The following is a 23,197-nucleotide window of genomic DNA, read 5'->3' as shown; positions in this document are numbered from 1 at the left end:
GATTCACGGTGCTTTTTCAGAGAAATGGTGAATCAATGTCGTTCCTGTAAACAGATGCAATAAATCCGATATTTGGTTTGCGTTGACATACTCGCTGGACTATTGTCGATTCAGGTCGGCTCGATGCTGCGGCGTTCGCGGTGTTGAGTTGGACCTTCGGGGGCGGGCTTCTCCGGTCCCGGATTGACAACTCAGATGAGGAGAACGCCATGAGTGCAGCCAAACCACGGGTTCTGATTCTGGGCGGCAACTTTGCCGGCCTGGGCAGTGCGCAGGAGATTCGCAAATACGCAGGCGACAGCGTCGACATCACCGTGATCGACCGCAAGCCTTACCTGCTGTATGTGCCCAACATCCCGGCCGAGGTCTTCGAGAACCGCAACCCGCAGTTGACCATGACCATGGACATCCTGGAGCCCTTGCACGACATCGGCGCGGGCTTCATCCAGGGCGAGGTCACCGCGCTCGATGTGGACGCCAAGCGGGTGGACTACGTGCCGAGCGAACGACCGGGCGCAGCCCCGACTTCCACGACCTATGACTATCTGGTGGTGGCGCTGGGCAACCGACTGGCCTTCGACAAGATCGAAGGTTTCGCCCAGTTCGGCCACACCGTGACCGACAACACCTATGGCGAAGCGCTGCGCCAGTTCTTGATGCACGACTACAAGGGCGGTCCCATCGCCATCGGTTCAGCGCGGTTCAGCCAGGGCGATGGCGCCAAGGGGCTGGCACCGTATCCGGGCGGCAGCATTCCTGCGGCGGAAGCGGCCTGCGAAGGCCCGCCGGTCGAAACCATGCTGGCCTGCGCCACCTGGCTTGGGCAGCAGGGCAAGGGTGGCCCCGACAAGATCACCGTGTTCACGCCGGCGGCGCTGATTGCGGAGGATGCCGGCGAAAAAGTTGTCGGCCAGTTGCTCGACATCGCCAGCGGCATGGGCTTTCACTACATGAACAAAACCCACGACATCAAGCGCCTGACCGCCGATGGCGTTGAATTCGCCAATGGTCAGTCGGTCGAGGCGGAGCTGAAAATCATCTTCCCCGACTGGGTGCCGCATGCCTTTCTCAAGGGCTTGCCGATCAGTGACAGCGAGGGTTTCATCATCACCGATCTGCTGATGCGCAATCCCAAGTACCCGACCGTCTTCGCCGCGGGCGACAGTGCGGCGGTCACCGTGCCCAAACTCGGCGCCATCGGCCACCAGCAGACCGAAATCGTCGGCAAGCAGATCGCCAAGGACATGAAGCGCCTCACCGCCGAACAGGCCGACGAGGCATTGCAGCCGGTGGTCTATTGCATCGGCGACATCGGCAACAACCAGGCCTTCTACATCCGCTCGAACTCCTGGTTCGGCGGCGATACCCAGGTGCTCAAGCTCGGCCACATTCCCTACATGCTGAAGATGCAGTACAAAAATCTGTTCTTCCGCTCCAAGGGCAAGATGCCGCCGTGGGGCCTGGACGCCGCCCGTGTCATGGCCGAAAAGATCGCGGCCTGAGCCGAGGCTTCATTGGGAGACCACCATGGATATGACCGATGGAATGAAACCGGCCCCAACGGCGGCCACGCCCGCGCTCAGCGCCACGCAGTGGGTCGCGCTGGGCCGCATGGCCGACCGCTACGCGCAAGCCGAGGAACTGGGCAGCTTCGCCGTGAAAAACCTGGGCGGCGAAATGACCGAAGCGGTGCTGACGCTGACCGACCTGTTCAAAGACCCCAAGCTGCTGCCCGCACTGCGCGAACTGCTCGCCACGCTGGTCACGCTGCATGAAGTGGGGGCGCTGCGGCAACTGCGCGACAACGCCATTCTGGCTGCTGAAGGGCTGCGCGATACCGACCTCAACGCCACCATGACACAGATGCTCAAGCTGCCCGACAAGATCGGCGCGGTGATCGATCAGGCCACGCAGGGCACGTCCGACAAGGGCCTGGGCGGCTTTGGCGGCCTGATGCACGTGCTGCGCGACAAGGAAGTGCAGCACGGCATCCAGACCCTGGCGCGCATGGCGGGGGCGCTCAACAACAAAGACGCCAACGGCCAAGCCTCACCCACTCACTGACCGCGCCCAGGCGCCGCTCGCCTTCCCGAATCCCTGCATCGTTCAACGGGCTCCAGCCGGGGCCCTGGGGAGGCCTTTTTTCCAACGTTTTGTCGAAGGAGTTGGTATGAACCGCAATCCCATCATCGCCATCAACCAGGCCAAGGTGGCCAACCGCCCGGAAAGCTATGCCACCATGATGAAAGTCGGCCCCAAGGTCTGCATCACCACGGCCTCGCACCCGGGGTTCCTCGGCTTCGAGCAGTTGCTGCAGACGGGCATCCATCCCATGGCCGGTCGCTACGGCGGCGGCGCGGTGGACATGCGCGAGACCCTCAACCCCGTCGGCATGTATCAGTACACGGTGTGGAAGGACGTGAAGTCCCACGAGGAAATGCACCACGACAATTTCGACACCATCTACGAGCTCTGCGGCCACTGTCTGGACATGGTCATCGAGGGTCCGTGGGAGCCGTATTACGAAGTCGTACGCTCCGACCTGCCGCAGATCATGGGCATGACGGACGTGCCCAATGTGCTGGGTCAGGCGTTTGCCGAGCAGAAGCCCGTTCCCAAGGTGGCCCTTGCGTCGCAGCGCTGCATCGCCGTGGGCGACCATTGGGTCATGGACGGACACGAAAAGGCATTCGAGGCCGGCGCCATCGCCACGCTGGAGTTCATGAAAATGAACGTGCCCGGCATGATCGGCTGGATGGCGATGAAGCAGGTCGGCGTGTCGGCCATCGGCTCCTTCCAGCTCGACCCCGAAGGCATGATCAAGGCCACGCTGGGCGCGAACCCCCCGGCCTACAACACCAATTACGGGAACACGGTGCACGACACGCCGCCCATCCCGGCGCAGAAGCCCACACAGTACCTGGTGCACATGGAGTGGGAGTCGCCCGAACATGCCCACATGGGTCTGGGCCACGCCATGGTGGACTATGAGCTGCGCAAGATCCACAACGAGGGCGTGCTGGCGCACCTCGACAAAGGCCCTTACTACATGTTTTTCGCGCCGATGATGGAGCAGGGTTTGTGGCGCGGCAAACTCAAGATGTGAGCCGGCTTCGGCTCATCACGCCGCCGCGCACGGCCCTGGATGCGAGGGCCGTGTCCGCAGGCTGGCACTTGCATCAGGGTTGAGGCGCAGACGGCTTGCCGCCCACCAGCTCGTCGCGCAATCGGTTCTTGAGCATCTTGCCCGTCGCCCCCAGGGGGATGGCGGGGACGAAGACCACATCGTCGGGAATCATCCACTTGGCGACCTTGCCCTCGTAAAACCGCAGCAGCTCGTCGCGGTCGAGCGTGGCGCCCTCGCGCTTGACCACGACCAGCAGCGGCCGTTCGTCCCACTTGGGATCGGGGCGGGCGATGCAGGCTGCTATGGCCACTCCGGGGTGGGCCATGGCGATGTTCTCCAACTCGATGGAGCTGATCCATTCGCCGCCTGACTTGATCACGTCCTTGGTGCGGTCGGTGATCTGGATGTATCCGTCGGCGTCGATGGTGACGACGTCGCCCGTCGGAAACCAGCCGTCCTGCAGCGGGCTGGGGGCCTCGCTGCGGAAGTAATCGCTCGCAATCCATGGGCCGCGCACCAGCAGATTGCCTGCGGATTTGCCGTCCCAGGGCAGGTCGGCGCCGTTGCCGTCGACCACCCGCACATCCACGCCGAAAATCGGCCGCCCCTGTTTGACCTGCAGCGCGAACTGTGAGGCCTTGTCGAGCTTGAGGTGTTTGTTTTTCAGGCTGCACAGCGTGCCCAGAGGACTCATTTCGGTCATGCCCCAGGCGTGCAGGACATGAATGCCGAGTTCTTCCTCAAAGGCACGGATCATGGCGGGCGCCGCCGCCGCGCCGCCGATCACCGTGCGCTGCAGCGCCGGCAGCCGCACCTGCTGCTCGCGCATGAAGTTGAGCAGTCCCAGCCAGACGGTGGGCACCCCGGCGGCCAGGGTCACGCCCTCGTCGCGCATCAGCTCGAACAGCGATTTGCCGTCGAGCGCCGGGCCGGGAAACACCAGCTTGGCGCCGGTGAGCGCCCCCGCGTAGGGAATGCCCCAGGCGTTGACGTGGAACATGGGCACGACGGGCAGCACCGCATCGCGGGCTGACAGGTTCATCACATCGGGCAGTGCCGCGGCATAGGCGTGCAGCACGGTGGATCGATGACTGTAGAGCACGCCCTTCGGGTGGCCCGTGGTGCCGCTGGTGTAGCAAAGTGACGAGGCGGTGTTTTCGTCGAATACGGGCCACGGATACTCCGACGACTGCGCTGCGAGCAGGGCTTCGTAGCTCAGAACGCCAGCTACGGTCGCCGCCAGTTCGGCGGGCAAGGTGTCGGCCTCGCATAGCGCGATCCAATGCTTTACCCCGGGGCAGCGCTTTGCGACCGCCTTGACTAGAGGAGCGAAGGTGAGGTCGAAACAGACCGCACGGTCGTCAGCATGGTTGATGATCCAGGCGATCTGGTCGGGATGCAGCCGGGGATTGAGGGTGTGCAGAATGCGCTCGCTGCCCGAGACCGCGTAGTACAGCTCGAAGTGCCGGTAGCCGTTCCAGGCGAGCGTGCCCACCCGATCCTGCGCCGCGATCTGCAGCGCGTCGAGCGCGTGGGCACATTGCGCGGCGCGTTGCCGAACCTGCGCGTAGGTGGTGCGGTGAACGTCGCCCTCGACCCGGCGCGAGACGATTTCACTGTCGCCGTGGTAGCGCGCGGCAAAGTCGAGCAGACCGGAAATCAACAGCGGGTGGTTTTGCATCAGGCCCAGCATGGCAGTCTCCTGTAATGGGGTGTTGCAAGCCATTGTTGCACCGCTGCCGAGCGGTGACCTGCCCTCGGTTCACGGGAGTTTGCGATCATCATGGCTTGCACCGCCTCCCCGAAAGACCCCATGCCGCTTGCCGTCCCGATCTATTCCTCCAATCAGTCCGGGCTTATCTGTGGCTATCTGTTCGACGCCGAGGGCCGCGGGCAGCCGCTGGAGCTGAACGAGGCCGCTCGCTGGCTGCACGAAGAAAAGCCGCAGGACGACGCTTTCGTCTGGCTGCATTTCAACGCGGCCAACGTGTCGTCGGAAAAGTGCTTCAGGCCAATCTGGACAACGCCGAACACTGCTTCGAGACCTAGCGCGAAGGCGTGCGATCCACCCGGCTGGAGGTGGTCGATCAGGCCCTGGTGGCCGTGGTGAACGACGTGGTGTACGACTTCGCGCAGCGCGAATCGCTGCAGGTTGCCACGTTGTGGATGAGCGTGGAGCGCCATCGAGTCATCAGCGTGCGCATGCAGCCGCTGCGCGCCATCGACCATTTGCGCATCGCGGTGAAGGCGGGGGAGTCGTTCGTTTCGCCGCTGGCGCTGGTCGATCACCTGCTGCGCGACCAGGCCGACGTACTCATCGCCATCCTGCGCAGCACCGCGAGCAAGGTCGATGCCATCGAGGATCAGCTCATGGCCGGTCGGCTGGGCCGGCGACGCTTGCAGCTCGGCGCGCTGCGTCGCAATCTGCTGCGGCTGCAGCGCCTGCTGGCCCCGGAGCCTGCCGCCATGTTCCGCCTGCTCAGCCGCCCGCCGCGCAGTCTGGGCCCGCAGAATTGGGATGAACTGCGTCAATCGACCGAAGAGTTCTCGCTGGTGCTGCGCGACCTCGCCGCACAGCAGGAGCGCATCAAACTCCTGCAGGAGGAAGTCGCCGCGGGCATCGAGGAGCGCACCGGCCGCACGCTGTTCGTGCTCACCGCCGTGACCGTGGGGGCACTGCCGATGAACGTCATCGCCGGTCTTTTCGGCATGAATGTGGGCGGCATTCCCTTCGCCGATGACAGGGCAGGGTTCTGGACCAAGCTCGGCCTGGTCGTGGCCGCTTCCGCGCTGGTGGCCTGGCTGCTGTTTCGCGGCCGCGATGACTGAAAAGGCGCACGCGCCCACGAAGCCGCCGGAAATCGGCCTGTCATGCTCGTTGCGTAGAGTGATCATTTTTTCACGGAGGCCAGCATGACCGAGCGCACCCCTTCGGATCGCGGCGCACTACAGCGCCGCTTGCACGACGACATGATCGACAGCATCGACGAAGAGCTGGAGATGGAAATCGACGATGCGCGCATGGACGATCTCATCCGCGAGGCCACCGATGCGGCGACCCGTGACATGGACGTCGATCGCCGCTTTTACTTCCAAGAGTTGCTTCGGCTGCAGGGCGAGCTGGTGAAGTTGCAGGACTGGGTGATGGAGCGCAAGCTCAAGGTCGTGGTGCTGTTCGAGGGCCGCGATGCCGCAGGCAAGGGCGGTGCGATCAAGCGCATCACCCAGCGACTGAATCCCCGGGTGTGCCGCGTGGCTGCGCTGCCAGCGCCCAGCGAGCGCGAGCGTTCGCAATGGTACTTCCAGCGCTATGTGCAGCACCTGCCGGCCGGCGGCGAAATGGTGCTGTTCGACCGCAGTTGGTACAACCGCGCGGGCGTGGAGCGGGTGATGGGCTTCTGCAGCGACGACGAGTTGGAAGAATTTTTCCGCAGCGTGCCCGAGTTCGAAAAAATGCTGGTGCGCTCGGGCGTGATCCTGCTGAAGTACTGGTTCTCCATCACTGATGACGAACAGCACAGCCGCTTCTTGATGCGCATTCACGACCCGCTCAAACAGTGGAAGCTCTCGCCGATGGATCTGCAATCGCGCGTGCGCTGGGAGCAATACACCAAGGCCAAGGAGGACATGCTCGACCGCACCCACATCCCCGAGGCCCCGTGGTGGGTGGTCGAGGGCGTGGACAAGAAGCGCGCGCGGCTCAACTGCATCCGCCACTTGCTCAGCCAGATCCCGTATCAGGAGATCGAGCGCGACCCGGTGGTGCTGCCCGAGCGGGTACACAACCCGGAGTACTACCGCAAGCCGGTTCCCGCTGAACTCTACGTGCCGCGTTATTACTGAGCGCAGCCCGCCTCCCGTGGGGGTGAGGCCCGCAGCTCATCCAACAGAAAGCCTCGACAGGCCAATGGCTTTACATCTTGTCGCCGTTCTGCGCAGGGTCTGCGGCAGCAACGTTCACCGGCGCACTTCGACTAGCCACATCGATCCATTGGCCTTGACGCTTTTTTTCGACGACCACTCCGGGTCGAGCACGGCGTGCGCGGCAGTGGTGCGGACCCAGGCATAGGCGCCCGAGCACTGGTCGTAGCCGTTGTCGTTTTGCCCGCCGAGCGTCCAGCCGGCCGGGGCGAAGTAGGGGTTGTAGGGGTCTCGCGCGGAGCTGCTGTAGTCGGCCGGGCCCCAGAACGACACCACGATGCTGCCCGCAGCCGTGGTTTGCAACGGGGTGCTCAGGCCATAGGGCGAACTGTTGCTGAAACCCCAGGCGCCGATGTCGCTGGCGCCGCTGAGGACGACGACATACAGGCTGGCCTCGTCCGAGGCGTGGCCCGGCGCCTTCACCAGGCTCCATGTCTGCCCGGCGCCGCCACGCACATCGCGGCCCACGAACAGCGCCGTTCCGGCCTTCTGGTCGGAGTAGGTCTGCATGGAGCCGATGGGCGAATAGACATTGCCCTGGTTGTCCTGCACCGACTGGAGTGTTGCGGGCGACTGGGTCAACACCTGCACCAGCACAAGGGCGCCGTGCGCAGGGATGGCGACGGGCGGAGTGCTCAAGACCGGAAGATCGGTGCCGTCGGAGTTGGCTGCGTAGGCGTGCGCCATGACCGCCACGGCTTGCGGTTTTGCCAACGACGCCTTGGCCGGCAGCGTATAGGCCGTGGCGCCCGCGAGGTAGCCGGGAACCCCGGCCGCTCCCGCAATGGAGGACGGCGAGGCGGAGCGGTTGCCGCAGGCCGTCAACACGAGAGCGGACAGGGCGATGAGCCCGCGGCGCATGAAGGGGGCCGTCATGGCAACTCCTTTCGCTGCCCCGTCTGCCAGTTTCAGTCCGCGCCCAGCGCGGCCATGCCGCCGACCACGGCGTGCATGCCGGCATCGACATGCAGGATCTCGGCGGTGATGCCGGCGGCCAGATCGGACAGCAGGAAGGCCGAGGCGTTGCCGACCTGCACGGTATCGACATTGCGGCGCAAGGGGGCGTTGGATTCGTTGAATTTGAGCATCTTGCCGAAGTCGGCAATGCCCGAGGCCGCCAGGGTCTTGATCGGCCCGGCGCTCACACCGTTGACCCGCATGCCTCGCGGGCCCAGCGACTCGGCCATGAAGCGCACCGTGGCTTCGAGGGCGGCCTTGGCCACGCCCATGGTGTTGTAGTTGGGCACCACGCGCTCGGCGCCCAGATAGGTCATGGTGATGAGCGAGGGCATGTTCCCCGCCTCGACCGACTTGGTCAGCAGCGGCAACGCGGCCTTGGCCAGCGCGGGGAAGGAATAGGCCGAAATGTCGTGGGCGATGCGGAAGCCTTCGCGGGAGAGGCCGTCCATGAAGTCGCCAGCGATCGCCTCGCGCGGGGCGAAGCCGATGGAGTGCACCAGGCCGTCGAGCTGAGGCCAATGCGCGGCCAGGCCCTTGAACGTGGCTTCGATCTGCTCATCGCTGCTGACATCGCAGTCGAACACCAGGGTGCTGCCGAACTCGGCGGCGAATTCGGTGATGCGCTGCTTGAACCGCTCGCCCACATAGGTGAACGCCAGCTCGGCGCCCTCGCGGTAGCAGGCCTGGGCGATGCCGTAGGCGATGGAGCGGTTGGACAGCAGGCCGGTGATGAGGATGCGTTTGCCTTGAAGGAATGCCATGGTGCAGTGATCTCGGATTGCAGGGGTTTGCCGCCGGGCGGCGGCAAGTCGTGCAGAATTCTCGCATGGCCCATGCCCTGTCCCGCCCGTTGTCGCCCGCGCGCCGCCGTCTGCTGCAGACCCTGCCTTTGGGATTGCTGGCGCTGCCGTCGGCCTGGGCGGCGCAGACGTTGCGTGGCGCCTACGCGCTGTACGACCAGCCCAAATACCCGCCGGACTTCACCCATTTCGACTATGTCGATCCGGCCGCGCCGGTGGGCGGGCACATCGTGCTTACCCCGCCCACGGTCGGTGGCAGTTTCGACAAGTTCAATCCCTTCACCCTCAAAGGCAATGCCGCGCCGGGGCTGAACACCCTGGTGTTCGAAAGCCTGATGACCCCGAGCTGGGACGAGCCCAACACCGTGTACGGTCTGCTGGCCGAAGACATTGCCGCGGCCGACAACGGCCTGTCGGTGCAGTTCCGCATGAATCCGCAGGCGCGGTTTTCCAACGGCGACGCGGTCACCGCGCACGACGTGGCCTACAGCTTTAACACCCTCATCAGCGCGGAGGCCGCGCCGCAGTTCGCGAGCATCTACGCCGATGTGGCCAGGGTCGCCGTGCTTGACCCGCGCCATGTGCAGTTTGTCTTCAAGCGACGCAACCACGAGCTGCCCATCCTGCTCGCCGGGCTGCCGGTGTTCTCGCCCAAATGGGCGGCGGGTCGCAAGTTCAGCGAGGTGATCGACGCGCCCATCGCCAGCGGCCCCTACCGCATCGCCCAAACCGCGCAGCAGCGCGACATCACCTACGCCCGACGCCCCGACTACTGGGGCTGGAACCTGCCGGTGCGCCGCGGGCAGTTCAACTTTGCCGAGGTCGGCTACAAGCTCTACCTCGACGGCACGGCGCGGCTGGAGGCGTTCAAGGCGGGTGAGTACGACCTGTTGCAGGAGTTCATCGCCCGCAACTGGGCGCGGCAATATCGCGGCCCCGGTTTCGACAGCGGAGCGCTCATCAAACTGGAATTGCCCAACCACAATCCCGCCGGGTTTCAGGGCTTCGTGGTCAATCTGCGCAGGCCGCAGTTTCAGGATGTGCGGGTGCGGCAGGCGCTGGCGCTGGCGCTCGACTTTCAATGGCTCAACCGCATGCTGTTCTACGGCGCCTACAAGCGCATCGAAGGCTACTTCGCCAATTCGCCGTTCGAGGCACATGGCAAGCCGGACGCCGCGGAACTGGCGCTGCTCGAGCCGCTGCGCGCACAATTGCGGCCCTGCGTGTTTGGCACCCTGCCGCGCATGCCCAGCACCGACCCGCCCCACTCGCTGCGCGGCAATCTGCTGGAGGCCCGCAGCCTGCTGGAGCAGGCCGGTTGGCACTGGCGTGATGGCGCCTTGCGCAACGCCAGGGGTGAGGCGCTGGTCATCGACTATCTGGACACGCAGGGGGCGATGTCGCGCATCATCTCGGTCTATGCTCAGGCGCTGCAACGGCTGGGCATCACCCTTAACTACCGCCAGGTCGATTTCGCCCTGTATCAGCAGCGCATGGACAGTTTCGATTTCGACATGACCACCATCCGCTATGGCGGCAGCACCAGCCCCGGCAACGAGTTGTTCGACCGATTCGGCTCGCGCGCCGCAGACATCCAGGGTTCGGACAACGTCTGGGGGCTGCGCGACAAGGCTGTGGACGCGCTGATCGAAAAAGTCGTCGCCGCCAACACCATGCACGCGCTGCAGACCGCCTGCCGCGCGCTCGACCGCGTGCTGGTGTGCGGCTGGTATTCGGTGCCGCAGTGGTACAGCGACACCTTCCGCGTGGCGATTGCCGCGCACAAGTTCGCCTGGGCCAAGACCCTGCCGCTCTACTACCAGCCCGAGGGCTGGGCGGTGCAATGCTGGTGGAGGGTATGAAGACCCCCACGCTTCGACTTCGTCTGCGCTGCCCCCCGAGGGGGCTCACCCCGCCTTGGGGCGGCCCGGCGGCGGGGTGGTTCGCCGTGCGCGAGGCGACAAGGGAGTGCGTATGAATCTCTGGGCCTACATCCTCAAACGGATGTTGTTGATGATTCCCACGCTGCTGGGGGTGCTGACCATCACCTTCATCGTGGTGCAGTTCGTGCCGGGCGGGCCGGTGGAGCAGATGGTGTCGCAACTGCGCGGCAAGGACGGCGGCGGCGCTGGCGAGGCCGCTGCCGCCCAGGGCATCTACCGCGGCGCGCAGGGCATTTCGCCCAAGCAGCTGGCCGAGTTGCGACAGCTCTACGGCTTCGACAAGCCGCCGCTGCAGCGCTACCTCGACATGCTGTGGCAGTTCGCGCACTTCGATCTAGGGCGCAGCTACTACCACCACGAGGCGGTGTGGACGCTGATCAAGGAGCGCCTGCCGGTGTCCATCTCATTGGGGCTGTGGAATTTTCTGCTGACCTATCTCATTTCCATACCGCTGGGCATTGCCAAGGCGGTGCGGCATGGCAGCCGCTTCGATGTGTCCACCAGCATCGTCGTGCTCGTCGGCTATGCCATACCGGGCTTCGTGCTGGGCGTGCTGTTGCTGGTGCTGTTTGCCGGGGGCACTTGGCTGCAATGGTTTCCGCTGCGTGGGCTGGTGTCGGACGACTGGGCGCAACTGAGCCTGTGGCACAAGATCACCGACTACCTGTGGCACATCACCCTGCCGGTGGTCGCGTCCACCGCGGGAAGCTTCGCGGTCATCACCATGCTGACCAAGAACGCCTTTCTCGAAGAAATCCGCAAGCAGTATGTGCTGACCGCCAGGGCCAAGGGCTTGAGCGAGCGGACGGTGTTGTGGCGGCATGTGCTGCGCAATGCGCTAGTGCCGCTGGTGACCGGTTTTCCGGCGGCCTTCATCGGCGCGTTCTTCGCCAGCTCGCTGCTGATCGAGACCCTGTTTTCGCTTCCCGGGCTGGGCCTGCTTTCCTACGAAGCCGTGATGCGCCGCGACTATCCGGTGGTGATGGGCTCGCTGTATCTGTTTACCCTCATCGGCCTGTTCACCAAGCTGATTGCCGATCTGAGCTACGTCTGGGTCGATCCGCGCATTCAGTTCGGAGCGTTGCGATGAGCGCGGTTTCCGCCCCGGCTGACGAGCCCCGCGCATCCCGCCATCCCTTTCTGGCGCAGGGGTGGCGCCGTTTTCGCGCCCACCGTCTCGGCCGCTGGAGCCTCTGGCTGTTCATCTTGCTGTTCGGTCTGAGCCTGCTCGCCCCGGTGCTTTGCAACGATCGACCGCTGCTGGTGCGCTACGAAGGACGGTTCTACCTGCCCTTGCTGCACGACTATCCGGAAACAACCTTCGGCGGTGATTTCCACACCCCGACGGACTACCTCGACCCCTACATCCGCGCCCGCCTGTCGGCGCCCGGCAACTTCGCGATCTATCCCCTCATCCCCTACAGCGCGACCACCATCGACTATTACGCGCAGCGGCCGTTTCCTTCCTCGCCCTCGGCACGGCACTGGCTGGGCACGGACGATCGCGGGCGCGATGTCTTGGCGCGGCTGATCTACGGGTTTCGGCTGTCGGTGCTGTTCGCCCTGGCGCTCACCGTCACTGGCACGGTGCTGGGCATGCTCATCGGCGCAATTCAGGGCTATTTCGGCGGGCGCATCGACCTGTCGGTGCAGAGGGTGATGGAGGTCTGGGGGGCTATGCCCGAGCTGTATCTGCTGATCATCTTTTCCGCCGTGTTCGCCCCGGGGCTGGCCTTGCTGCTCATCTTGCTGTCGTTGTTCGGCTGGATGGGACTGGCCGACTATGTGCGCGCCGAGTTTCTGCGCAACCGCCAGATGGACTACGTGCGTGCGGCGCAGGCGCTGGGCCTGTCGCATGGGCGGATCATGTGGCGTCACATCCTGCCCAACAGCCTCACGCCGGTGGTGACCTTCCTGCCGTTTCGCATGAGCGGCGCCCTGTTGGCGCTGACCAGTCTGGATTTTCTCGGACTCGGTGTGCCGCCGCCCACGCCCAGCCTGGGCGAACTGCTGGCGCAGGGCAAGGCCAACCTCGATGCCTGGTGGATTTCCGCCGCCGCGTTCGGGGCGCTGGTCACCATCCTGCTGCTGCTCACCTTCATCGGCGAGGCGCTGCGCGACGCGCTCGACCCGCGTCACACCGGTTCGTGATGAAGATGAACGACGCGGCGTCAACGCCCCTTCTCAGCGTGCGTGGTCTGCAGGTGCGGTTCGGCACCCGCACGGTGGTGCACGACCTCGATCTGGATGTCGCCGCAGGGGAAAAGGTCGCCCTCGTCGGCGAATCCGGGTCGGGCAAGACCGTCTCGGCACTGGCGGTGCTGCGACTGCTGGCCGGTGCCCAGCAGTCGGGCAGTGTGCGCTTCGATGGCCGCGAGCTGAGCAGCCTGAGCGAGCGCGCCATGCGCGCTCTGCGCGGCAAGGACATCGCCATGATCTTTCAGGAGCCGATGACCGCGCTCAATCCGCTGCACCCCGTCGGGCGGCAGATCGCCGAGGTGCTCGAACTGCACGAGGCCCTGCCGCGCCGCGCCGCCTGGGCCCGCGCGGTCGATCTGCTGGCGCAGATGGGCCTGGAGCAGCCGGGGCGGCGGGCCTTCGATTACCCGCATCAGCTCTCCGGCGGTCAGCGGCAGCGGGCGATGATCGCCATGGCGCTGGCCTGTCGGCCACGTCTGCTGCTGGCCGACGAGCCGACCACGGCGCTGGATGTGACCGTGCGGCGCCAGATTCTCGATCTGCTCGATGCGCTGCAGGCCGAGTACGGCATGGCGCTGTTGTTCATCACTCACGATCTGCCTCTGGTGCGACGTTACATGCACCGGGTGGCGGTGCTGCAGAAGGGCAGGGTGGTCGAATCGGGCGCGGTCGCCGAGGTCTTTGCGGCGCCGCGTCACCCCTACACGCAGATGCTGTTGAACAGCAGGCCGCGGCGCCAGGTCGCACCGCCCCAGGCTGCAGAACCCCCGGAAGTCTGTCTCCGGGCCAAGGGACTGAAGATACGGTTTGCGCAGAGCGGCGGGTTCTGGCGCAAGCGCTGGCACGACGTGCTGCACGACATCGCACTGGAACTGCCGGCCGGACAGACCCTGGGCGTGGTCGGCGAGTCGGGCAGCGGCAAATCGACCCTGGCGCTGGCCATGCTGGGTTTGCTGCCGCGACAGGGTGGCGAGGTCAGCCTTCTCGGGCACGATCCGGGCAGGCTGACCGGAGCGGCGCTGCGTGCGCTGCGTGCCCAGGCGCAGATCGTGTTTCAGGATCCGTTCTCCAGTCTGTCGCCGCGGCGTACCGTGGCGCAGATCGTCGAGGAGGGGCTGGAGGTGCATCGGCCCGGGTGGAGCGCCCAGCAGCGCCGCGCTCGCGTCGAGCAAACGCTAGCCGAAGTGGGGCTGCCGCTCTCCGCGGAGGAACTGGACCGCTATCCCCATGCCTTTTCAGGGGGGCAAAGGCAGCGCATCGCCATGGCACGCGCGCTGATTCTGGAGCCCAGAATCCTCATCCTCGACGAGCCCACCAGCGCCTTGGACGTGACCGTGCAGCAGCAGGTGCTCGACCTTCTCGGCGCGCTGCAACGGCGGCATGGACTGGCGTATGTGCTCATCAGTCACGATCTGGCGGTGATCGGCGCCCTGGCGCATCGCGTCGTGGTGCTGCACCGCGGCGCGGTGGTGGAGGAAGGCCCGGCGGAGGTCATTCTCAGCTCGCCGCAGCAGCCTTACACCCGGGCGCTGCTGGCCGCATCCGACTTGAACAACGATGCGGGCTGACGCGCCATGCGGTTGCCAAGCATGGCCGTGCTCCCCTATAATCCACTTTTTTGTTGGCCGCAAGACAAGCATGGCAAAGCAGTTGCGGGCTGGTCACAGCCGTGAAATCAACGACTGCGGGGCAGCGACGGCGATGTCGGGTGAGTCAGGGCGCGGCAGATGATGTGAATTTTGACGTGCGCCGTGCCCAGGGCCGTTAGAGCGGCTGGGGTAAGCGGTGAGGCACCAAAGCAGTGCGCAGCGCGAGGGCCTGCTCACTGCACAGAGCAACAACTGGGCGACGTCATCGCCCTTTTTTTTTGCTCGCGCTGTTTGCTGCGCCCGGTGTTGCCGGACGCCGCTGGAATGGCAAGGCAGGAAGGTTTTTTGAGCGACTTTGGTAAACACATGAGTGCAGCACAGGCAATCGAAACGGCAGTCACCAGTCTGGGACTGGAGCTCGTGGAGGTGGAACACCTGCCGCGGGGCTTGCTGCGCGTGACGATCGACCACGCCGACGGTGCGCCGGTGACCGTGGAAGACTGCGAGCGGGTGACGCGGCAGTTGCAGTATGTGTTCGAGGTCGAAAATGTCGACTATGGTCGGCTGGAGGTTTCGTCGCCCGGGCTGGATCGGCCCTTGCGCAGGCCGGAAGATTACGTGCGTTTCGCGGGCCTTGAGATCGATGTCGTGCTGCGCGCGCCGTTTCAGGGACGCAAGAAATTCCGTGGCGTATTGCTCGCCCGCGGCGAAGAGGATGCGCAAGGCCGGTTTTCCATTGCATTGTCGCCCCCCGAGACGGAGGTGAAGCGCAAGCCGGGCGCTGGCAAGAAAAAGGCTCAGACGGCCAAGGCTACCGGTTTGGCGGCCGAGGGTGTGGGCGAGGGCGAGGACACGGTGTCCGTCATGAATTTCAGTCTGGCCGAGGTGCGCGATGTGCGCCTGGTGCCTGTTGTCGATTTTGGGAGTGGTCGAAAATGAGTCGCGAGATTTTGATGCTGGTGGACGCCTTGGCGCGTGAGAAGAATGTCGATCGCGAAGTCGTCTTCGGCGCTGTCGAGGCTGCGCTGGCGTCGGCCACCAAGCGCCTGTACGAAGGCGAGGCCGACGTGCGGGTGCAGATCGACCGCGAGACTGGCGAATACGAAAGTTTCCGCCGCTGGCATGTCGTGCCCGACGAGGCTGGGCTGCAATTGCCCGACAGCGAGATTCTGCTGTTCGAGGCGCGCGAGCAGATCCCCGACATCGAAGTGGGCGATTACATCGAAGAACCGATCGAGAGCATCGCCTTCGGCCGTATTGGTGCGCAGGCGGCCAAGCAGGTCATTCTGCAGAAAATCCGTGATGCCGAGCGTGAACAGATCCTCAACGACTTTCTCGCCCGCAACGACAAGATTTTCAACGGTACGGTCAAGCGTCTCGACAAGGGCGATGTCATCGTCGAATCGGGCAAGGTCGATGCGCGCCTGCGCCGCGGCGACCTGATCCCGAAGGAAAACCTGCGCGTGGGCGACCGTGTGCGCGCGGTGATCACCAAGATAGACCGCACCGCACGTGGCCCGCAGATCGAAATCTCGCGCACCGCGCCCGAGTTCATGATCGAGCTGTTCCGCCTGGAAGTGCCCGAAATCGAACAGGGGCTGCTGGAGATCAAGTCGTGTGCGCGCGAGCCTGGCGTGCGCGCCAAGATCGCCGTGGTGTCGCACGACCGTCGTGTCGATCCCATCGGCACCTGTGTGGGCATCCGTGGTTCGCGCGTCACCGCGGTGACCAACGAACTCGGCGGCGAGCGCGTGGACATCGTGCTGTGGTCGGAGGATCCGGCGCAGTTCGTGATCGGGGCGCTGGCACCGGCGAACGTCTCGTCCATCGTGGTGGATGAAGAAAAGCATGCCATGGATGTGGCGGTGGACGAGGAAAACCTGGCGCTGGCCATCGGGCGCACCGGTCAGAACGTGCGTCTGGCCTCCGAACTGACGGGCTGGAAGATCAACATTCTCAGCGCCGAAGAGTCCGACGCCCGCAATACGCAGGAAATCGAGAAGATGCGCAGCCTGTTCGTCGAAAAGCTCGACGTCGATCAGGAGGTGGCCGACATTCTCATCGCTGAAGGGTTCACCAGCCTCGAAGAGCTGGCCTATGTGCCGATCAACGAAATGCTGGAAATCGAGGCTTTCGACGAGGACACCGTCAACGAGCTTCGCGAGCGCGCCCGAAACGCCCTGCTCACGCAGGAAATCGCGCGCGAGCAGAAGCTCGACGAAGTCGATGAGGCGCTCAAATCGCTCGAGGGTCTGAGCACAGAAGATCTGGCATTGCTTGCAGAGGCGGGCGTGTTGACCCTGGACGATCTGGGCGATCTGGCCACCGACGAACTCGCGGGCATTCTGCACACCGACGATGAAAGGGCCGCCGCGCTCATCCTGAAGGCTCGCGCGCATTGGTTCGACGCCTGAGGCCTTGTTGAACTCGCGCCCCATCTTCAAACGTTTCAAGCCGTACTAGGACACACCATCAATGGCCAGTCATACCGTCGCACAACTCGCCGCAGAACTCGGCAAACCCTTGAACCTCTTGCAGGAGCAACTGCAACAGGCGGGAGTCGGGACGCGTGCTGCGGACGATGTCATCAGCGAAGCCGACAAGGCACGCCTGCTCGAACACCTGCGCGCGGCTCATGGCGTCGCGGCGGCAGGCGAGCGCAAGAAAATCACCCTGACACGCAAGCAGACCAGCGAGATCAAGCAGGCGGATGCCACCGGCAAGGCGCGCACCATCCACGTGGAAGTGCGCAAGAAGCGGGTGTTCGTCAAGCGCGATGATGCCCTCGTGTCTGGTGCCGAGGCGCAGGCCTCGACTGAGAGCGGCGAGCCGGTGATCGACGAGGCGGAGCTGCAGCGGCGCGAGGCCGAGGCGCAGCGTCAGGCCGATCTGCTGGCGCGGCAGGCCGAAGAACTGGCCGCACAACGGGCAGCGGAGCAGGAGCGCCGTGCCGCTCAGGAGCGCCAGGAGCTGGAAGCTCGCGAGCAGGCCGAGCGCGAGGCGCAGGCCGCCCGCGAAGCTGCTGCCAAGGCGCAGACCGCTGCCGTGACTTCGCAAGCGGAGCAGTCCGAGTCCGACAGTGATGCGCAGCAGACAGCGCAAGCGGCCTCGAAGGCACAGGCCGCGGCGACCGAGCGCGCCGCCGCCCAGAAGAAGCAGGACGCGGAAGAGGCGGCTAAGCTGCAACAGATCGAGAAGCGCCGCAAGGCCGCCGAGGCCGAAGCGGCCGCCATTCGCGACATGATGGCGCGTCCGCGCACGGTGTTGCGCGCCGAGAAACCAGCGGCCAAGACAACCGAGGCCTCACCCGCGAGCGGCACCATCAAGGGCACGATACACAAGCCCGCGGTCGGCGCCGCCAAGACGGCAGGCGCGACCACCTCGCCGACTTCGGCGAAGAAGGACGACAAACAGGTCAAGTCCGAAAAACTGTCTTCTTCGTGGGCCGACGATGCGGCGAAGAAGCGAGGCGCAGCGATCAAGCCACGCGGCAATCCGACCGGGGCGCCCGGGGGCTGGCGCGGACCGAAGACCACGGCGGGCCGCCGCGGTGGCCGCAACGACCGCAATGCCGAACCGCAGGCGCCCGCTGCACCCGCCGAGATGATCGTGCGCGAGGTGCATGTGCCTGAAACCATTACCGTGGCCGAACTGGCGCACAAGATGTCGGTCAAGGCCGCCGAGGTGATCAAGAGCCTGATGAAGCTCGGTCAGATGGTCACCATCAACCAGGTGCTCGATCAGGAAACGGCGATGATCGTGGTCGAGGAACTGGGCCACACCGCCGTTGCGGCCAAGCTCGACGATCCCGAGAACTTCCTCACCGAAGAGGGTGACGGCGCGCATGCCGACGCCGAGCTGTTGCCGCGCGCGCCCGTGGTCACGGTCATGGGCCACGTCGACCACGGCAAGACCTCGCTGCTCGACTACATCCGCCGCGCCAAGGTGGCGGCGGGCGAGGCGGGCGGCATCACGCAGCACATCGGCGCCTATCACGTCGAAACGCCGCGAGGCATCATCACCTTCCTCGACACCCCGGGCCACGAGGCCTTTACGGCCATGCGCGCCCGCGGTGCCAAGGCCACCGACATCGTCATTCTGGTGGTGGCCGCTGACGACGGCGTGATGCCGCAGACCAAGGAAGCCATCGCCCACGCCAAGGCGGCGGGGGTGCCGCTCGTCGTGGCTCTGAACAAGATCGACAAGCCCGGCGCGAACCCCGATCGCGTCCGCCAGGAACTGATCGCCGAAAGCGTGGTGCCTGAAGAGTACGGCGGCGATTCGCCTTTCGTTCCCGTGTCGGCCAAGACCGGGCAGGGTGTGGACGATCTGCTCGAACAGATTCTGCTGCAGGCCGAGGTTCTGGAGCTGAAGGCGCCGGTCGATGCGCCGGCCAAGGGACTGGTGATCGAATCGCGTCTGGACAAGGGCCGCGGCCCGGTGGCTACGGTGCTGGTGCAGTCGGGCACGCTCAAGCGCGGCGACGTGGTGTTGGCCGGTGCTTCATACGGCCGCGTGCGCGCCATGCTCGATGAAGTGGGCAAGTCCGTCACCGAGGCAGGGCCGTCGATTCCGGTGGAAATTCAGGGTCTGACCGAGGTGCCCAGCGCTGGTGAGGAAATCATGGTGCTGCTCGACGAGCGCAAGGCACGCGAAATCGCCCTGTTCCGTCAGGGCAAGTACCGCGACGTCAAGCTGGCGCGTCAGCAGGCGGCCAAGCTCGAAAACATGTTCGAGCAGATGGACGAGAACAGCAAGAACCTGCCGCTGATCATCAAGGCCGACGTGCAGGGCTCGCAGGAGGCGCTCATCCACGCGCTCACCAAGCTCTCGACCAGCGAGATCAAGGTGCAGGTGGTGCATGCGGCAGTGGGCGGCATTTCCGAGAGCGACGTCAACCTGGCCATCGCCTCCAATGCGGTGATCATCGGCTTCAACACCCGCGCCGATGCCGGAGCGCGCAAGCTGGCCGAGAACAACGGCATCGACATCCGCTACTACAACATCATTTACGAGGCGGTCGACGAGATCAAGGCGGCCATGTCGGGCATGCTCACGCCCGAAAAGAAGGAAGAGGTGCTGGGTCTGGTCGAGATTCGTCAGGTGTTCCGCATCCCGAAGGTCGGTGCGGTCGCGGGTTGCATGGTGCTGTCGGGCCTGGTGCGCCGCTCGGCCCATGTGCGCCTGCTGCGCAACAACGTGGTCATCCACACCGGAGAGCTCGACTCGCTCAAGCGCTTCAAGGACGATGCGCGCGAAGTCAAGGAAGGCTTCGAATGCGGTCTGTCATTGAAGAACTATCAGGACATTCAAGAGGGCGATCAGCTCGAGGTCTTCGAAATCAAGGAAGTGGCACGCACCCTGTAAGGGCGGCGCAGCCAGACTGAAATGAAGCGCGCCACGCCCAACCGGACCCAGCGTATCGCCGACCAGATCCAGCGCGATCTGGCCGAGCTGATCCAGCGCGAGCTGCGCAACCCCAAGCTCGGGCTGGTGACCCTCACCGATGTGCAGCTCACGCCGGATTACGCCCATGCCAAGGTGTATTTCAGCGTCATCGGGGCCGAGCCCGAGACGGCGCGTCAGTTGCTGAGCGACAAGGCCGGTTACCTGCACAGCCTGTTGTTCAAACGCCTGCAAATCCATACCGTGCCCACGCTGCATTTTCTGTTCGATCCGACGACTGAGAAGGCCGCCGAGATGGACGGACTCATCAAGCAGGCCTTGTCGCACCAGGCCAAAGACGACTGACCCGGCGCAGCGCGCCCGGGTTGCGACCACCATGAATGTTCAGAAAGCGCCTTGGGAGGCGGTCAACGGCGTGCTTCTGCTGAACAAGCCTCGCGGGCTGACCTCGCAGCAGGCCTTGTTTCGCGTGCGTCGGCGCCTGCGCGCGGCCAAGGCAGGGCATGGCGGCACGCTCGATCCTTTGGCCGATGGCCTGCTGATGCTGTGCTTCGGTGCCGCGACCAAGTTTGCCCAGCGTCACCTCGAAGCCGACAAGCGCTATGTCGCCGTGCTGCAGCTCGGCGCCCGCACCACGACCGATGATGCCGAGGGCGAGATCGTCGAGCGCCGCGCAGTGCGGGTGGACCGGGCGCAGGTCGATGCCGTGCTGCCGCGCTTTCTTGGCGCCATCTCTCAGACGCCGCCCGTCTACAGTGCGCTCAAGCGTGACGGCCGACCGCTTTATGCCTATGCTCGCGCCGGCGAGGCGATCGAGGTCGCCGCGCGCACCGTTCACATTCACGCCATCGAGGTGCTGTCTCTGGTGGATGAGCGGCTGACGCTGGCCGTGCACTGCGGCAAGGGCACCTACATTCGCGCCCTTGCGCGCGACATCGGCGAGGCCCTGGGCTGTGGTGCCCATCTGGCTGCGCTCACCCGCACGGCAAGTGGCTCATTCGAGCTGACACAGGCCCTGGCGCTCGAGGCGGCCGAGGCTCTGGATCAGGCTGCCTTGCGCCGCCAGCTGCTGCCGACCGATGTGTTGCTTCAGGCCGCACCCAGGCTGGATCTCGATGCTGCGCAGACGCAGCGCTTCCTGCACGGCGCCCGCCTGAGCGGCCTGCAGCCGGGCGGACTGATCAAGCCCGGCGAGGACGTGCGCATCTACGGCCCCCTGGCGGTCGGGCAGGCGGCTGTGCTGCTGGGCATCGGTGCGCTGGAGTCTGGCGCGTTGGCGCCGCGTCGTCTGCTGTGCGCCGATGAGCTCGCTCCAGACGCAGCCGTTCTGTCGCAAAAATCCGCTACACCTGCCCCCATTTCATCCTTTCAAAACGAATCTCCCCTTCAGGACGCAACGCCATGAGCAAATCCATCCGCAACATCGCCATCATCGCCCACGTCGACCATGGCAAGACCACCATGGTGGACCAACTGCTGCGCCAGTCGGGCACCTTCGCCGAACATGAAAAAGTCGTGGACACGGTGATGGACAACAACGCCATCGAACGCGAGCGCGGCATCACCATTCTGGCGAAGAACTGCGCGGTGAGCTGGCAAGGCACGCACATCAACATCGTCGATACCCCCGGCCACGCCGACTTCGGTGGTGAGGTCGAGCGCGCTCTGAGCATGGTCGACGGCGTGGTGCTGCTGATCGACGCGCAGGAGGGCCCGATGCCGCAGACCCGCTTCGTCACCAAGAAGGCGCTGGCCCTGGGTCTCAAGCCCATCGTCGTGGTGAACAAGGTGGACAAGCCGGGTGCCAAGCCCGATGCGGTGGTCAACGCCGCTTTCGACCTGTTCGACAAGCTCGGCGCGACCGACGAACAGCTCGACTTCCCGGTGGTCTATGCCTCGGGCATCAACGGCTGGACGTCGCTGGAAGAGGGCGAGCCGGGGCAGCAGTGGGGACCGGACATGTCGGCGCTCTTCAACACCATCCTCAAGCACGTGCCCCCGCACAGCGGCGATCCGGCCGCGCCGCTGCAACTGCAGATCTCCGCGCTCGACTACAACAACTTCGTCGGCCGCATTGGCGTGGGGCGCATCAACGCCGGCACGATCAAGCCGGTCATGGACGTGCTGGTGATGGAAGGCCCCGAGGGCAAGTCGTTCAAGGGTCGCATCAATCAGGTGCTGACCTTCCAGGGGCTCGATCGTGTGCAGGTGACCGAGGCCGGTCCCGGTGACATCGTGCTGATCAACGGCATTGCGGAAATCGGCATCGGCGTGACCGTGACCGACCCGCTCGACCCGGCGCCGCTGCCCATGCTCAAGGTGGACGAGCCGACGCTGACCATGAACTTCTGCGTCAACACCAGCCCGCTGGCCGGCCGTGAAGGCAAGTTCGTCACCAGCCGCCAGATCTGGGATCGACTGCAGAAGGAACTGCAGTCCAACGTAGCTCTGCGGGTGAAGGAAACCGACGAGGACGGTGTGTTCGAAGTGTCGGGCCGTGGCGAACTGCACCTGACCATCCTGCTGGAAAACATGCGCCGCGAAGGCTATGAGCTGGCCGTGTCCAAGCCGCGCGTGGTGTTCAAGGACGTGGACGGCGTGCGCCATGAGCCCATCGAGCTGGTGACGGCTGACATCGAAGAGGGCCATCAGGGCGGGGTGATGCAGGCGCTGGGCGAGCGCAAGGGCGAACTGGTCAATATGGAGCCGGACGGTCGCGGTCGCGTGCGTCTCGAATACCGCATTCCGGCGCGCGGGCTCATCGGTTTCACCAACGAATTTCTCAACCTGACGCGCGGCTCGGGCCTGATCTCCAACATCTTCGACGGCTACGAGCCGCACAAGGGCGAGATTGCCGGACGCAAGAACGGCGTGCTCATCTCCATGGACGACGGCGAGATCTTCACCTACGCGCTGGGCAAGCTCGACGACCGCGGGCGCATGTTCGTCAAGGCGGGCGACCCTGTGTACGAGGGCATGATCGTGGGCATTCACAGCCGCGACAACGACCTGGTGGTCAACGCGACCCGCACCAAGCAGCTCACCAACTTCCGCGTCTCGGGCAAGGAAGACGCCATCAAGATCACCCCGCCCATCGACCTGACGCTGGAGTATGGCGTGGAGTTCATCGAGGACGACGAGCTGGTCGAAATCACCCCCAAGAGCGTGCGCCTGCGCAAGCGCTACCTGACCGAAAACGAGCGCAAGCGCGCCGGCCGCTCGGCCTGAGCTCGTTCACAGCCCGGCGTGCGG

Annotated in this window: 19 protein-coding genes; 16 read left to right on the top strand and 3 right to left on the bottom strand. The window is 64.9% G+C overall.

Translation table 11 applies throughout. The annotated features are described in order from the left end of the window. Positions 1–209: 209 nt before the first annotated feature. The 3 genes from ASC45_RS10465 to ASC45_RS10455 all read left to right on the top strand — a co-directional run bounded on the left by ASC45_RS10465 (position 210) and on the right by ASC45_RS10455 (position 3,106). The gene (locus tag ASC45_RS10465) at positions 210–1,502 is read left to right on the top strand and encodes an NAD(P)/FAD-dependent oxidoreductase (RefSeq protein ID WP_055450983.1); all 1,293 of its coding nucleotides are present in this window, start codon (positions 210–212) and stop codon (positions 1,500–1,502) included. A 25-nt stretch (positions 1,503–1,527) separates the two neighbouring features. Further along, complete coding sequence (locus ASC45_RS10460) at positions 1,528–2,064, top strand: helical membrane plugin domain-containing protein (RefSeq protein WP_055450982.1); 537 nt, start codon at positions 1,528–1,530, stop codon at positions 2,062–2,064. A 106-nt stretch (positions 2,065–2,170) separates the two neighbouring features. Further along, positions 2,171–3,106: a sulfur oxygenase reductase family protein gene (locus ASC45_RS10455; protein WP_055450981.1), complete on the top strand. Its 936-nt coding sequence runs from the start codon at positions 2,171–2,173 to the stop codon at positions 3,104–3,106. 73 nt (positions 3,107–3,179) lie between these two features. Here ASC45_RS10455 and ASC45_RS10450 read toward each other — a convergent pair whose 3' ends face one another. Then, a complete protein-coding gene (locus tag ASC45_RS10450) occupies positions 3,180–4,820 on the bottom strand; it encodes a 3-(methylthio)propionyl-CoA ligase (protein WP_055450980.1) in 1,641 nt (546 codons plus the stop codon). Positions 4,821–4,910: 90 nt separating this feature from the next. On the opposite strand from ASC45_RS10450, the gene ASC45_RS16205 reads away from it, so the two are divergent. The 3 genes from ASC45_RS16205 to ppk2 all read left to right on the top strand — a co-directional run bounded on the left by ASC45_RS16205 (position 4,911) and on the right by ppk2 (position 6,970). Then, a complete protein-coding gene (locus tag ASC45_RS16205; protein WP_342665700.1) occupies positions 4,911–5,237 on the top strand; it encodes a hypothetical protein in 327 nt (108 codons plus the stop codon). Continuing rightward, positions 5,186–5,956 carry a CorA family divalent cation transporter gene (locus ASC45_RS10445; protein WP_342665699.1) on the top strand — a complete coding sequence of 257 codons (771 nt, stop codon included), beginning with the start codon at positions 5,186–5,188 and terminating at the stop codon, positions 5,954–5,956. The genes ASC45_RS16205 and ASC45_RS10445 overlap by 52 nt, the downstream gene beginning before the upstream one ends. Before the next feature lie 84 nt (positions 5,957–6,040). Next, positions 6,041–6,970, top strand: a complete 930-nt coding sequence (ppk2, locus tag ASC45_RS10440) for a polyphosphate kinase 2 (protein ID WP_055450979.1) — start codon at positions 6,041–6,043, stop codon at positions 6,968–6,970. A 114-nt stretch (positions 6,971–7,084) separates the two neighbouring features. Here ppk2 and ASC45_RS10435 read toward each other — a convergent pair whose 3' ends face one another. Both ASC45_RS10435 and fabI read right to left on the bottom strand, forming a co-directional pair. Next, a complete protein-coding gene (locus ASC45_RS10435; protein ID WP_055450978.1) occupies positions 7,085–7,924 on the bottom strand; it encodes a hypothetical protein in 840 nt (279 codons plus the stop codon). A gap of 32 nt (positions 7,925–7,956) precedes the next feature. Then, complete coding sequence (gene fabI, locus ASC45_RS10430) at positions 7,957–8,769, bottom strand: enoyl-ACP reductase FabI (RefSeq protein ID WP_055450977.1); 813 nt, start codon at positions 8,767–8,769, stop codon at positions 7,957–7,959. Between the two features lie 65 nt (positions 8,770–8,834). Between fabI and ASC45_RS10425 the strand changes: the two genes are divergently transcribed. The 10 genes from ASC45_RS10425 (at position 8,835) to typA (ending at position 23,173) form a co-directional block, all read left to right on the top strand. Beyond that, positions 8,835–10,670 carry an extracellular solute-binding protein gene (locus ASC45_RS10425; RefSeq protein ID WP_072243037.1) on the top strand — a complete coding sequence of 612 codons (1,836 nt, stop codon included), beginning with the start codon at positions 8,835–8,837 and terminating at the stop codon, positions 10,668–10,670. A gap of 112 nt (positions 10,671–10,782) precedes the next feature. After that, a complete protein-coding gene (locus tag ASC45_RS10420; protein WP_055450976.1) occupies positions 10,783–11,841 on the top strand; it encodes a microcin C ABC transporter permease YejB in 1,059 nt (352 codons plus the stop codon). Beyond that, positions 11,838–12,902, top strand: coding sequence for an ABC transporter permease (locus ASC45_RS10415; RefSeq protein ID WP_055450975.1), 1,065 nt, complete (start codon positions 11,838–11,840; stop codon positions 12,900–12,902). The genes ASC45_RS10420 and ASC45_RS10415 overlap by 4 nt, the downstream gene beginning before the upstream one ends. Before the next feature lie 5 nt (positions 12,903–12,907). Continuing rightward, complete coding sequence (locus ASC45_RS10410; protein ID WP_055451093.1) at positions 12,908–14,518, top strand: ABC transporter ATP-binding protein; 1,611 nt, start codon at positions 12,908–12,910, stop codon at positions 14,516–14,518. A gap of 387 nt (positions 14,519–14,905) precedes the next feature. Continuing rightward, on the top strand, positions 14,906–15,478 hold the full coding sequence (gene rimP, locus ASC45_RS10405; RefSeq protein ID WP_055450974.1) for a ribosome maturation factor RimP: 573 nt from the start codon (positions 14,906–14,908) through the stop codon (positions 15,476–15,478). Beyond that, positions 15,475–16,953, top strand: coding sequence for a transcription termination factor NusA (nusA, locus tag ASC45_RS10400; RefSeq protein ID WP_055450973.1), 1,479 nt, complete (start codon positions 15,475–15,477; stop codon positions 16,951–16,953). The genes rimP and nusA overlap by 4 nt, the downstream gene beginning before the upstream one ends. Before the next feature lie 61 nt (positions 16,954–17,014). Then, entirely contained in the window at positions 17,015–19,906 is a 2,892-nt protein-coding gene (gene infB, locus ASC45_RS10395) for a translation initiation factor IF-2 (protein WP_055450972.1), read from the top strand. 21 nt (positions 19,907–19,927) lie between these two features. Further along, the gene (gene rbfA, locus ASC45_RS10390; RefSeq protein WP_055450971.1) at positions 19,928–20,290 is read left to right on the top strand and encodes a 30S ribosome-binding factor RbfA; all 363 of its coding nucleotides are present in this window, start codon (positions 19,928–19,930) and stop codon (positions 20,288–20,290) included. 31 nt (positions 20,291–20,321) lie between these two features. Then, a complete protein-coding gene (gene truB / locus ASC45_RS10385) occupies positions 20,322–21,350 on the top strand; it encodes a tRNA pseudouridine(55) synthase TruB (protein ID WP_055450970.1) in 1,029 nt (342 codons plus the stop codon). Beyond that, a complete protein-coding gene (gene typA, locus ASC45_RS10380) occupies positions 21,347–23,173 on the top strand; it encodes a translational GTPase TypA (protein ID WP_055450969.1) in 1,827 nt (608 codons plus the stop codon). Before truB ends, typA begins: the two co-directional genes overlap by 4 nt. The last annotated feature ends 24 nt before the right edge of the window (positions 23,174–23,197 follow it).

It is taken from the genome of Thiomonas bhubaneswarensis (genome assembly GCF_001418255.1).
In the GTDB taxonomy this organism is placed as follows: domain Bacteria; phylum Pseudomonadota; class Gammaproteobacteria; order Burkholderiales; family Burkholderiaceae_C; genus Thiomonas; species Thiomonas bhubaneswarensis.
This window is presented reverse-complemented; position numbering and strand designations above follow the sequence as displayed.